5 protein-coding genes are annotated in these 14386 nt (G+C 42.9%); 3 read left to right on the top strand and 2 right to left on the bottom strand.

The features are described 5' to 3' along the window. Positions 1 to 111: 111 nt before the first annotated feature. Together ADI58_RS04680 and ADI58_RS04675 are read right to left on the bottom strand one after the other, a co-directional pair. Positions 112 to 4209: a pullulanase gene (locus ADI58_RS04680; protein WP_049521646.1), complete on the bottom strand. Its 4098-nt coding sequence runs from the start codon at positions 4207 to 4209 to the stop codon at positions 112 to 114. Between the two features lie 113 nt (positions 4210 to 4322). After that, positions 4323 to 5801, bottom strand: coding sequence for an AcpB/EbpR/MafR family transcriptional regulator (locus ADI58_RS04675; protein ID WP_049521645.1), 1479 nt, complete (start codon positions 5799 to 5801; stop codon positions 4323 to 4325). Between the two features lie 481 nt (positions 5802 to 6282). Between ADI58_RS04675 and rpoB the strand changes: the two genes are divergently transcribed. From rpoB to ndk, 3 genes are all read left to right on the top strand, one after another. Beyond that, positions 6283 to 9894: a DNA-directed RNA polymerase subunit beta gene (gene rpoB / locus ADI58_RS04670; protein ID WP_049521644.1), complete on the top strand. Its 3612-nt coding sequence runs from the start codon at positions 6283 to 6285 to the stop codon at positions 9892 to 9894. Between the two features lie 32 nt (positions 9895 to 9926). After that, complete coding sequence (gene rpoC, locus ADI58_RS04665) at positions 9927 to 13604, top strand: DNA-directed RNA polymerase subunit beta' (protein WP_000228741.1); 3678 nt, start codon at positions 9927 to 9929, stop codon at positions 13602 to 13604. A 108-nt stretch (positions 13605 to 13712) separates the two neighbouring features. Continuing rightward, positions 13713 to 14126 (top strand): nucleoside-diphosphate kinase, encoded by a 414-nt coding sequence (gene ndk / locus ADI58_RS04660; RefSeq protein WP_049521643.1) that lies wholly within the window; start codon positions 13713 to 13715, stop codon positions 14124 to 14126. Positions 14127 to 14386 lie beyond the last annotated feature (260 nt).

Below are 14386 nucleotides of genomic sequence, written 5' to 3'. Positions count from 1 at the left end.
CTTGCCGTAGGTATGGTTACTGACTTCGTCAGTTCTATCCACAACCTCAAAACACTGTTTTGAGCAACTTGCGGCTAGCTTCCTAGTTTGCTCTTTGATTTTCATTGAGTATTAGCTAACCCATTCACCGTTTTCATTGACCAAATAGCCTTCAACCCTTGTATTAACTGCAAGTTTACCTGATGAATCAACATAGTACCATTTGCCAGAAACTTCAAACCATTGATTTTCTTTCATAGCTCCTGATGGATCTAGATAGTACCAAGTATCTCCATCTTTTACCCAACCAGTTGACATAGAGCCATCATCTTTTAGATAATACCAAGTATCTCCATCTTTGATCCAACCAGTAGCTAGAGAACCGTCTGCTTTATGGAAATACCAGATGCCATTTTCTTGTTTCCAACTAGCTTTAGTTGTCTGATTTGGAGTTTCCGGTTTCTTATTTGTATAAGCTGGAGTATAGGAAGTGACAATAGTTTGAGTAGGTGTAGATGGAAGTGATTGAGTATTATTGTCCTTATGTGGTTGTGAAGCTTGTGAATCAGTTGTAGCTTGGCTAGGTTTATTTTCCGCATCAGCTACTTTTGCATCCGGTTTAGTAGAATCAGGTCTAGCTTGTGGAGCTGGATCTTGATGTTCAGGTTTGTTTACTCGGTTTGACATATTGTCTTGGCCGTTATTTTGACCGTGTTCTTGTTTTAAGCTAGAAAGGTCAAATTCTGGTTTTTCTTCCACAGCTGGGGCAACGATGGCACCGCCTTGAGAGACTCGAAGAACAGTAGCTGTAAGGGCATTTAATTTCAAGCCTTTTTCAGTCCACTCAAGTCCTTTCGGGTTGGCAATTCCTACTGGTCCTGCTTGGTTTTCATCTGCCAAAACTTCAGCATTTCTGAGGTGGGCAAAGGCAGTTCCCAAATTAAATTCGCGAGCTTTTTCATCCGCATTGACAAAGACTGCGTAGATATCCCCATTTGGAGCAGTGATTTGGTAGCCAATCACTACGTCCTCTTTTGCCACACCATTTTGACCTGGCACAGTGATGAGGTGGACACGATCTTTGATATCTTGAAGACTCTTAAGTCGGAAGGCATCTGTAGATTGACGAAGGGCAATCAGACCTTTCATGTAGTCACGGCTCTTGACATTTTCAGGATAAGCTTTACCATCTGTAGCCTTAGTCCAGTCAAACTTGTTAATAGCATCACTCGAATCGTAAGAGTCATGGATGAAGTAAGGATAGTCAAATGGATTGCCGTCCTTATCACGCAACAAGTGAGATTTGTTTGGAACCTTATCCTCTGCTACTGGAGTCTTGTAGGCTGGGTCACGGAATTGTTTGGTACGTCCGTATTCCTGACCAGAGTGGATAAATGGAGTTCCTTGAGCTGTCAAGACCATGAGGTTTCCAAGTCGCAAACGACGGTGGATTTCAGCATAGTTCTTAGCCTTGCTTGGGTCTTTTTTGATAGACTGGGCAATGATGTCAAAGAGGGTCAAGTTATCATGGGCTGCGATGTATTGAATCACATCTCCAGGACTGTCTGCTTCAAAGTTGGTTGGTTGAGCAATGAGATTTTTGAAGATAGTGTTGATATCACGCTTGCCACCTGTGATAAAGGCAGGTTGACCTTCGTTTGGATAACCAGACTTGAGGTTGTTACGGATGTCGTCTGAAAAGACAGCGACAGTATCGGTATGTTTCATCCAATCTTGGTCAGCAGCTCTAGTAGGCATGTTTTCATCGCCAGCATAGGTTCTCCAACCTTCACCAAGCATGATGAGGTTTGGATTGAGGGCGCGTGCAGCCTTGTAAGCTTCTTCGATAGAAGCCGCATCATGGTCTCCCATCATATCGAAACGGAAGCCATCCACTTTGTAGGTATCGACTAGGTATTTGATAGAATCAACTAGAAGCCGTTTGGTCATATGGTGGGTTGTCCCCAAACGTCCACCACCAAAGCTAGTTCGAGGTGCGCCATCAGCATCCATAAAGTGGTAGTAGTTTGGTTCTAAATCTTCAAAGATATCGACCTTGGCTGTATGGTTGTAAACTACGTCCAGGATAGCTCCCATGCCACGTTTGTGGATCTCATTGATGAGGTTTTTAAACTCTGCGATTCGTTTTTCTGGATTTTTAGGATCGCTTGAATACATACCAGTCAATGAGAAGTAGTTTTGAGGGTCATATCCCCAGTTGTAGTTGCTGTTGCTTGAAGCATAGTCAGACAAGCGTTCATGGTTTTTCAATTCATTGACAAAGTAGTAAGACAAGACTGGAAGGAGCTGGATGTGGGTCACACCTAAGTCTTTGAGATAGTCTAGTTTTTCAATAAAGGCTTCAAAGGTACCAAATGGTTTGGTCAAGTCTTTTGCGATGGCAGGATCTGAAGTGAAGTCACGCACATGAGCTTCGTAGATAACGGCATCTTCACGAGTCTTGAAGTTGTGAATCTTACCATAAGTCAAGTCTTGAGGTCCTAGTTTAGCTGGATCTACAAAGGCAGCTTTAGCCACTTTATGGGCATCGTCGATCTTAGCATCGTCACTATTCCAAGCAGCGAGGGATTTAGCGTAAGGATCGAGTGCAAGAACAGTTTTTCCCTGACGCTCGATTTGGTATTGATAATAGTATCCGGTGAAATCTGTGATTCCTAATTTATTTGTGCTATCTAGAGTTTGTTTCCAAGTTCCTCTTTCACCTTTTTCAAGAGCGACAGTTCCAACCACTTTGTCAGGGTCATTCTTGTCGTAGACGACGACCGAAACCTTATCAGCACTTGGTGACCAAAGGGTCAAATCAACTTGTTTTCCTTCTTCTTTGAGGTCAGCTCCAAGTTTGCCATCATAACTGTAAGTCTCATCTTTCAGACGCCAGCTTGTTTTGGTAGTGAATTGGTCGGAATTGTAGCTAACAGTATAAGGATGTTTTGTGTCCGAGAAATCTCCACTGTAGGTCACTTTCTTACCAGCTTCATCGATTGCAACATCGGTGATAGCTACTTTATTTCCTAGGTGATTAGTGATGTTGGAGTGTTTGAGGATATCCTCTTTTTTAGCACCGACTAGTGTTGAAAAACTACTTTCAATGCTAGAAGTTCCTACGTGTTGAGCTCCTGTCATACGGATATCATGGACATAGTATGGATTTGTGTAAATCGATTCGTCATCGTCTTTTAGGAAAATTTGGCTATGATTTTTTAAATCTGTGAACTTATAATCTTCTTTACGGATTTTCACATCGTCTCCTTGTTTGCTCTCATCTAGTAACAAAAATCCAAATTCTTTGGCGGCATCCTTAAGAGGAATGTCGATATAGCGACCATATTTGCCTGTAGCCGTAAAGTCTGTTCCGTCAGGCCATTGAGCGCTACTTGGATTTTTTACATCTCCCCAGTACCAGAGAGATTTCTTGTCATAGTTGCCGTCAGTGCGGTAATAGTTGACGCGAACAGTACCTGCAGGTTGTGGCTCGTAAGAGAAAACCTTGTAATCTTGGTCTAACCAAGCCTCGTTCATTTTTGGAACTAGTTTTTCGGCCGATTTATCGCCGGTTAGATTTTTTCCAGCTGTATTATTGATGAGGAAGCTAATTTTCTTGGCTTGTTCTCCCTTTAATTTGACATCTAGGTAGTAGCCGTAGTCATCTTTTTTGGCATCCTTAAAGGACAGGGCTCCGTTAGGCCAGTTTTCAGAAGGTTTTTCAACATCGTCCCAAGTCCATAGTCCTTGAGCATCCTTGTTTTCTTCAGGAAGTTTTTTGACGTGGATACGGAAGTAATTGTCTTCGATTGGCTCTTCTGCCTTAGTTTCAGTCGTTACTGGACTAGTAGAAGTAGTTGGTTCATTTGAACGATCTTGTCCGGTTTGTGGTGCTGAATCGGCTGGGCTTGCAACAGGAGTGGTTGGCTCTGTTGCAGGTTTTTCTTCTTTTTTCTCTAGGGAAGCGTTTGCATTGTCAGGTGAAGAAAAATCGCTTTCGTTCTTGCCAGCGATGTTTGTTGCATCAGTAAGAGGTTGGGCAAGGGCAGTAGTAGTTTCACTATTACTTGCGTTAGTGGTTGGTGTACTTTCGTTGGCTGAGATAGTTGGGGTAGCCAGAGCAAGTAGAACAAGACTTGCTCCAATAAGGACAGAACCAGTTCCATTTTTGAGGGAACGGATGCTGTAGACCATTTTTTTCTCAGTGTGAGATGGTGTTTTTCTCATAATGATTCTCCAATCAATAAATTTCTATATCAGTATAGCATGTAGTAAAACAATATGCAAGCGTTTTCTCGAAATTAAAACAAAAGAAAATCGCAACAGGTTTTCTGTTACGACTAAGCTAGTCTTTCTTTATGAATTTGTGAACCCAAAAGGTGGAGGTGGTGAAATAGTTCTACAGTAGAAAGATTCCGACTACAAATAATGGGTTTCGGACAGTTGGAAACAGGGAAGGTAGTGATAACAATATCGTGTGGAATTTGATTGAAGATTGAGGAAGAGATACTGGACTTTTCCCAAGAGTCAAACAGATAGAGATTGTTGCCGTAGTGGGAAAGGGTGTCAATTAGGTTTTGTGCGTGCTCACTATCTAGATGACTAATGACCAAAACACGAATTTTGGGAAGTTTTTGAAGTAATTGGACTAAAATGCGTTGTCCTTGGATAGAAAAGGCATAAACTAGCTCTTGTAGTTTACTTGGGTGACTCTCTAGACCAATCTCAGCTAGATACGTCTGAAATTTACTTTTACTTACTTCAAATAGTTTTGGAAATTCTTTTTGGTAATTGGTTAAAAGCAGAGACTTTTGCTTTTCAAGAGATTTGTTGCTAAGTGGGTGGAGAAAATCAGATTGGGCAGTGTAGTGGAGGAGCCAAATCAATTCTTCGCGATTTGCAATCTGTAGGTGAAATTCTTTAGATAATTCTTCTAAAATTTGACTCAATAAACGATAGGATTTTTGAATCTGATGAATGTCTCCTATCGCTTCATTACAAGGTTTATTTGTGATTTGAGGCGACTTTACTGGGGTTGAAAATAGCTGTTTCATTGTTTCCTTTGTAGGTTCAAAATGGAGTTTTTTAGCCAGCTTTTTGATCTCTTGTGCAAACTGCGGAATTTGCATGAGAGAGCTGTAGTGACTGGTTAAAAGTGGAGTAGGATTTTCAATAAAGTGTTTCCTTTTAAAACGCTCCAGATTGATAGCTAGGGTATATTTGATTTGCCGTAGACTGTTGAGGTTGAGTGAAATTTGTTGGGCCTTCAAAAATAGCTGAATCAAGTCAGTCAGACACTCTTCGGAAATAGAAGAGAAGGGCCAATCAAGAAAGCTGTAACTTTGGCTAAAGTAGTCCAGATAAAAGGCGCGAATGTCTTCTTCTGCTCCCTCCAAGACTAAAGGAGAAAGTTGGATGTTGATGCCATAGTGTTGTGGGAGGAGTCTGTTTAGACGATGGATGATTTCCTCAATCTGCTCTGGATTAGCTGAAAGTGCCTGACATATTTGGTCAAGTGATTGGTTGTCCTTGAAAAAAAGTTGGTTCAAAAAAGAGTAGGTTGCAGATTGTTCAAAGATAGCAATTTTAGGGTCTAAAGAGTTTCGGTCTTCAAACCGCAACTGAATACCTTCTTTTGTTGATCGAATAAGGAGGTTCGGAAACAATTGCTCTATGCTAGTCAGGCGTTCTTGCAATTCTTCTACTGACAGATTCAGATTTTTTGACAGAGATGAATCTTGTATCCAATCCTGGTGTTTGGTTAGTTCTTCCAGTAACATTAGCAAATTCTGTTCTGTTTCAGAAAGCAAAATATTCATAACAAACCTCCTTATATATTTATACATATATATTAAAAGAAAAACCAAGTAAAGTCAAGAAAAACGGGATAAGATAAAATAGGATAACTGTAATTTACTATATTCTTCGTAGATAATTGGGCTGAAAATGGACTTCGTAAATCAATAGTTGAATTCAATTTTTTATAGGAAAAAAATTCACCAAAAATCTATAGAATCCCTTGAAAAATCTAGCTAAATAGGGTATAATATGAGTAATCATTTGTCGTAGGTTTTGTCTGAAATATTGTCCAGACAAGGCTCACAGCAGTTAAATCTTCTGAAAAAGTCAGATTTAGCTGCTCTTTTTGTGCTTTTTTTCAGGATTTTGAGCACTTGTAACAAAGACTTAAAGATTCTGAAAATTTATCAAAGGGACACGGTGATAGGGGTTTTACAACCATATGACGATTAGAAAGCCTGATTGACAAGGCTTGGAACTTATTTACAAAGGAGAATCATCTTGGCAGGACATGACGTTCAATACGGGAAACATCGTACCCGTCGTAGTTTTTCAAGAATCAAAGAAGTTCTTGACTTACCAAATTTGATTGAAATTCAAACTGACTCATTCAAAGATTTCCTAGACCATGGTCTTAAGGAAGTGTTTGAAGATGTATTGCCAATTTCAAACTTCACAGATACGATGGAGTTGGAATTTGTTGGATATGAAATCAAGGAACCAAAATACACGCTAGAAGAAGCTCGTATCCACGATGCTAGCTACTCAGCACCAATTTTTGTAACCTTCCGCTTGATCAATAAAGAAACAGGCGAAATCAAGACCCAAGAAGTTTTCTTTGGTGATTTCCCAATCATGACAGAGATGGGTACTTTCATTATCAATGGTGGTGAACGTATCATCGTATCTCAGTTGGTCCGCTCACCAGGTGTTTACTTTAACGATAAAGTTGATAAAAATGGAAAAGTGGGGTACGGTTCAACTGTTATCCCTAACCGTGGAGCTTGGTTGGAACTTGAAAGCGACTCAAAAGACATCGCCTACACTCGTATCGACCGTACTCGTAAGATTCCATTTACAACCTTGGTTCGTGCGCTTGGTTTCTCAGGTGATGATGAAATCTTTGATATCTTTGGTGACAGCGAATTGGTTCGCAACACTGTTGAAAAAGATATCCACAAGAACCCAATGGATTCTCGTACAGACGAAGCTTTGAAAGAAATTTACGAACGCCTTCGTCCAGGTGAGCCTAAGACTGCTGAAAGCTCACGTAGCTTGCTTGTAGCTCGTTTCTTTGACCCACGTCGCTATGACTTGGCAGCAGTTGGTCGTTACAAGATTAACAAAAAACTCAATGTCAAAACACGCTTGCTCAACCAAACCATTGCGGAGCCATTGGTAGATCCTGAAACTGGAGAAATCTTGGTAGAAGCTGGTACAATCATGACTCGTAGCGTGATTGAAAGTATTGAAAGCCATTTGGATGGTGATTTGAACAAGATTGTTTACATTCCAAACGATGCAGCCGTTGTGACTGAGCCAGTTGTTCTTCAAAAATTCAAGGTTGTTGCACCAACTGATCCAGACCGCGTCGTAACAATCATTGGTAATGCTAATCCAGATGACAAGGTTCGTATCGTCACTCCTGCAGATATCCTTGCTGAGATGAGCTACTTCCTCAACTTGGCTGAAGGACTTGGCCGTGTTGATGATATCGACCACCTTGGGAACCGTCGTATCCGTGCGGTTGGTGAATTGCTTGCCAACCAAGTACGTCTTGGACTTTCTCGTATGGAACGTAATGTCCGTGAACGTATGTCTGTCCAGGACAACGAAGTCTTGACACCACAACAAATTATCAATATCCGTCCTGTAACAGCTGCGGTTAAAGAATTCTTTGGTTCATCACAGTTGTCACAGTTCATGGACCAACACAACCCACTTTCTGAGTTGTCTCACAAACGCCGTTTGTCAGCCTTAGGACCTGGTGGTTTGACACGTGACCGTGCTGGATATGAAGTACGTGACGTGCACTACACTCACTATGGCCGTATGTGTCCAATCGAGACACCTGAAGGACCTAACATCGGTTTGATCAATAACTTGTCATCTTACGGACACTTGAACAAATATGGTTTTGTTCAAACACCATACCGTAAGGTTGACCGTGAAACAGGCGTTGTTACGAACGAAATCGTTTGGTTGACAGCCGATGAAGAAGATGAATTTACTGTAGCACAGGCTAATTCTCGTCTGAATGAAGATGGAACATTTGCTGAGAAAGTTGTCATGGGACGTCACCAAGGGGTCAACCAAGAGTATCCAGCTAATGTTGTTGACTATATGGACGTATCACCAAAACAGGTAGTTGCTGTTGCGACAGCATGTATTCCTTTCTTGGAAAACGATGACTCCAACCGTGCCCTCATGGGAGCCAACATGCAACGTCAGGCTGTGCCATTGATCAATCCTCAGGCACCTTACGTTGGTACTGGTATGGAATACCAAGCAGCCCACGATTCAGGAGCTGCTGTGATTGCTCAGTATGATGGTAAAGTTACTTACGCAGATGCTGACAAGGTAGAAGTTCGTCGTGAAGATGGTTCATTGGACGTTTACCACATCCAAAAATTCCGTCGTTCAAACTCAGGTACTGCTTACAACCAACGCACTCTCGTAAAAGTTGGTGATGTCGTTGAAAAAGGCGATTTCATCGCTGACGGACCTTCTATGGAAAATGGAGAAATGGCGCTTGGACAAAACCCAATCGTTGCCTACATGACTTGGGAAGGTTACAACTTCGAGGATGCTGTTATCATGAGCGAACGCTTGGTGAAAGACGATGTCTACACATCTGTTCACCTTGAAGAATACGAATCAGAAACACGCGATACAAAGCTTGGGCCTGAAGAAATCACTCGTGAAATTCCAAACGTTGGTGAAGATGCTCTTAAAGACCTTGACGAAATGGGTATTATCCGTATCGGTGCTGAGGTTAAAGAAGGTGATATCCTTGTAGGTAAAGTAACACCTAAGGGTGAGAAAGACCTTTCAGCTGAAGAACGTCTCTTGCACGCTATCTTCGGAGATAAATCTCGTGAAGTGCGTGATACTTCTCTTCGTGTACCACACGGTGCCGATGGTGTCGTTCGTGATGTTAAGATCTTTACACGTGCAAATGGAGATGAGCTGCAATCAGGTGTTAATATGCTGGTTCGCGTCTACATCGCTCAAAAACGTAAGATCAAGGTCGGAGATAAGATGGCCGGACGTCACGGAAACAAAGGGGTTGTCTCTCGTATCGTTCCTGTAGAAGACATGCCTTACCTTCCAGATGGAACTCCAGTCGATATCATGTTGAACCCACTTGGGGTGCCATCACGTATGAATATCGGTCAGGTTATGGAGCTCCACCTTGGTATGGCGGCTCGTACTCTTGGAATCCACATCGCAACACCAGTCTTTGACGGAGCAAGTTCTGAAGACCTTTGGTCAACTGTTAAAGAAGCTGGTATGGATAGCGATGCCAAGACAATCCTTTACGATGGACGTACTGGTGAACCGTTTGATAACCGTGTTTCTGTCGGAGTCATGTACATGATCAAACTCCACCACATGGTTGACGATAAATTGCACGCGCGTTCAGTCGGACCATACTCAACCGTTACCCAACAACCACTCGGAGGTAAAGCTCAGTTTGGTGGACAACGTTTCGGTGAGATGGAGGTTTGGGCTCTTGAAGCCTACGGTGCCTCAAATGTCCTTCAAGAGATCTTGACTTACAAGTCTGACGATATTAACGGACGCTTGAAAGCTTATGAAGCTATTACAAAAGGAAAACCAATTCCAAAACCAGGTGTTCCAGAATCCTTCCGAGTTCTTGTGAAAGAATTGCAATCTCTTGGTCTTGACATGCGTGTCCTAGACGAAGATGACCAAGAAGTGGAACTTCGCGACTTGGATGAAGGAATGGACGAAGATGTCATCCACGTAGATGACCTTGAAAAAGCCCGTGAAAAAGCAGCCCAAGAGGCTAAAGCAGCCTTTGAAGCTGAAGAAGCTGAAAAAGCAACAAAAGCGGAAGCAACAGAAGAAGCTGCTGAACAAGAATAAGTAGCTCACTTAGAATAGAAAGGGAAGAAATAGTGGTTGATGTAAATCGTTTTAAAAGTATGCAAATCACCCTAGCTTCTCCAAGTAAAGTCCGTTCATGGTCTTATGGAGAAGTCAAAAAACCTGAAACAATCAATTACCGTACCTTGAAACCAGAACGTGAAGGACTCTTTGATGAAGTTATCTTTGGTCCTACAAAAGACTGGGAATGTGCTTGTGGTAAATACAAACGCATTCGTTACAGAGGGATTGTTTGTGACCGTTGTGGGGTTGAAGTAACGCGTACGAAAGTTCGTCGTGAGCGTATGGGACATATCGAATTGAAAGCTCCTGTCTCTCACATCTGGTACTTCAAGGGGATTCCAAGCCGTATGGGCTTGACCCTTGATATGAGCCCTCGTGCCCTCGAGGAAGTTATCTACTTTGCGGCTTATGTGGTGATTGATCCCAAGGATACACCACTTGAGCACAAGTCTATCATGACAGAGCGCGAATACCGTGAGCGCTTGCGTGAGTATGGTTATGGTTCATTCGTTGCCAAGATGGGTGCCGAAGCTATCCAAGACCTTTTGAAACAAGTAGATCTTGAAAAAGAAATTGCTGAACTCAAAGAAGAATTGAAAACAGCAACTGGACAAAAACGTGTTAAAGCCATCCGTCGTTTGGATGTTTTGGATGCCTTTTACAAGTCTGGAAACAAACCTGAATGGATGATTCTCAACATCCTTCCGGTTATTCCACCAGATCTTCGTCCAATGTTGCAGTTGGATGGTGGCCGTTTTGCCTCATCTGACTTGAACGACCTTTACCGCCGTGTTATCAACCGTAACAACCGTTTGGCTCGTTTGCTTGAGTTGAATGCACCAGGTATCATCGTTCAAAATGAGAAGCGTATGCTTCAAGAAGCGGTTGACGCTTTGATTGATAATGGTCGTCGTGGTCGTCCAATCACAGGACCAGGTAGCCGTCCACTGAAATCATTGAGCCACATGCTTAAAGGTAAACAAGGACGCTTCCGTCAAAACTTGCTCGGTAAACGTGTTGACTTCTCAGGACGTTCCGTTATCGCCGTTGGTCCAACTCTTAAGATGTACCAATGTGGTGTGCCACGTGAAATGGCGATCGAACTCTTTAAACCATTCGTGATGCGTGAAATCGTTGCCCGTGATATCGTGCAAAACGTCAAAGCGGCTAAACGCTTGGTGGAACGCGGAGATGAGCGTATCTGGGATATCCTTGAAGAAGTGATCAAAGAACACCCAGTGCTTTTGAACCGCGCACCGACCCTTCACCGTTTGGGTATCCAAGCTTTCGAGCCAGTCTTGATTGATGGTAAGGCCCTTCGCTTGCACCCACTTGTCTGTGAAGCCTACAATGCCGACTTTGACGGGGACCAAATGGCCATCCACGTCCCGCTTTCAGAAGAAGCCCAAGCAGAAGCTCGTATCTTGATGCTCGCTGCTGAGCACATCTTGAACCCGAAAGATGGTAAACCAGTTGTTACTCCATCTCAGGACATGGTTTTGGGTAACTACTACTTGACCATGGAAGAAGCTGGTCGTGAAGGTGAAGGAATGGTCTTCAAAGACCGTGACGAAGCGGTTATGGCTTACCGTAATGGTTATGTTCACCTTCACTCACGTGTTGGTATCGCAACAGACAGCCTCAACAAGCCTTGGACAGAAGAGCAAAAACACAAGGTCTTGCTTACAACAGTTGGTAAAATCCTCTTCAACGACATCATGCCAGAGGGTCTACCATACTTGCAAGAACCAAACAATGCCAACTTGACAGAAGGCGTTCCAGCTAAATATTTCTTGCCACTTGGTGGAGATATTAAGGAAGCTATCAGCAAACTTGAACTAAACCCTCCATTCAAGAAGAAAAACCTTGGGAATATCATCGCTGAAATCTTCAAACGTTTCCGTACGACAGAAACTTCTGCCCTACTTGACCGCATGAAGAACCTCGGTTACCACCACTCAACTCTTGCAGGATTGACAGTGGGTATTGCCGATATCCCAGTCGTTGATGACAAGGCTGAAATCATTGAAGAATCACACAAACGTGTAGAACAAATCACAAAACAATTCCGTCGTGGTATGATCACAGACGACGAGCGTTACAATGCCGTTACAGCTGAATGGCGTGCTGCCCGTGAAAAACTAGAGAAACGTTTGATTGCCAACCAAGATCCTAAGAACCCAATCGTTATGATGATGGATTCTGGAGCCCGTGGTAACATCTCAAACTTCTCACAGCTTGCCGGTATGCGTGGTTTGATGGCGGCTCCGAACGGACGTATCATGGAATTGCCAATCCTTTCAAACTTCCGCGAAGGTTTGTCAGTACTCGAAATGTTCTTCTCAACTCACGGTGCGCGTAAAGGTATGACCGATACGGCCCTTAAGACAGCCGACTCAGGTTACTTGACTCGTCGTTTGGTTGACGTTGCCCAAGATGTTATCATCCGTGAGGACGACTGTGGAACTGACCGTGGTCTCTTGATCCGTTCTATCGCGGAAGGAAAAGAGATGATCGAGTCTCTGGAAGAACGTCTCAACGGTCGTTACACTAAGAAAACTGTTAAACATCCAGAAACTGGTGCAGTTATCATCGGTCCAAATGAGTTGATTACAGAAGACAAGGCGCGTGAAATTGTCAACGCTGGTGTGGAAGAAGTAACTATCCGTTCCGTATTTACATGTAATACTCGTCACGGTGTCTGCCGTCACTGTTATGGTATCAACTTGGCGACTGGTGATGCGGTTGAAGTTGGTGAAGCAGTTGGTACAATCGCTGCCCAATCTATCGGGGAACCTGGTACACAGCTTACAATGCGTACCTTCCACACGGGTGGGGTTGCCTCAAATACCGATATCACTCAGGGTCTTCCTCGTGTCCAAGAAATCTTTGAAGCCCGCAATCCTAAAGGGGAAGCGGTTATCACAGAGGTTAAAGGACAAGTTACAGCTATCGAAGAAGATGCATCAACTCGTACCAAGAAAGTCTTTGTTAAAGGTGAAACTGGCGAAGGCGAATATGTTGTTCCATTTACAGCTCGTATGCGTGTCGAAGTTGGTGACCAAGTAGCGCGTGGTGCTGCTCTTACAGAAGGTTCTATCCAACCAAAACGTCTCCTTGCAGTCCGTGATGTCTTGTCAGTAGAAACTTACCTTCTCGGTGAAGTACAAAAAGTTTACCGTAGCCAAGGGGTAGAAATCGGTGACAAACACATCGAGGTAATGGTTCGTCAAATGATCCGTAAAGTCCGTGTCATGGATCCAGGAGATACAGACCTTCTCATGGGTACCCTTATGGATATCAATGACTTTACAGATGCTAACAAAGATGTCCTTATCGCAGGTGGAGTTCCAGCGACAGGTCGCCCAGTCCTTATGGGAATTACCAAAGCCTCACTTGAAACAAATAGTTTCTTGTCAGCGGCTTCCTTCCAGGAAACAACTCGTGTCCTTACGGATGCGGCTATCCGTGGTAAGAAAGACCATCTCCTTGGACTGAAAGAAAATGTTATCATCGGTAAGATCATCCCAGCAGGTACTGGTATGGCCCGTTACCGTAACCTTGAACCACATGCTGTCAACGAAGAAGAATACCTTAATCCTCCAGTAGAGGAAGAAGGAAATGAAGAAACAACAGAAGTAGTTGTGGATACTGCCGTTGAAACTGTGGAAGAAACAGTAGAATAAGAGAGAATGAGAGAGCCTTCGGGTTCTCTTTCTCTTTTCTGAAAACTTTCTCAATTTTTCCATGAAATGTGGTAAAATAAAAGAAAGAAGCTGACAAAGGAGACGGGTATGGAACAAACATTTTTTATCATTAAACCAGATGGTGTAAAAAGAGGACTAGTAGGTGAAGTGTTAAAACGCATCGAACAACGTGGATTTACAATCGAAAAATTGGAGTTGCGTTCACAGGTTTCAGAAGAGTTGATTGACCAGCACTATCAGGACTTGGTTGGTCAAAGTTTTTACCCACCGATTCGTGAATTTATGACTTCAGGACCGGTTCTTGTAGGTGTCATTTCAGGTCCCAAAGTTATCGAAACTTGGCGGACTATGATGGGTGCGACTCGTCCAGAAGAAGCTTTACCAGGAACGATTCGAGGTGATTTTGCAAAAGCTGCTGGAGAAAATGAGGTTATCCAAAATGTTGTACATGGTTCAGATTCAGAAGAGTCAGCTAAGCGAGAAATTGCTCTTTGGTTTTAAGAGTGGATTGGCTCAATCAATTGGTTAAAAGCTCATTTGAATAGAAAGTATAGTCAATTAGTTTAAGACATGACGCATGATATCAAATTTTTTAGTTTTTGATATGGTGCGTTTTTTTGATTATGTGATTATTAGTCCGTCTCGCTCCGCTAGGTGCGAGACAAAAAAATCACCCGCTATGCGGGTGCGCGTCGAAGGTTATACCAAAAAAACTCCAAACGCGATACAATAAAGGTGTTCAAGCCAATTGTAAAGCGAAA

Source organism: Streptococcus mitis, assembly GCF_001074635.1.
In the GTDB taxonomy this organism is placed as follows: Bacteria; Bacillota; Bacilli; order Lactobacillales; family Streptococcaceae; genus Streptococcus; species Streptococcus mitis_E.
The sequence above is the reverse complement of the archived record's forward strand: the minus strand, read 5'-3'. Positions and strand labels throughout refer to the sequence as shown.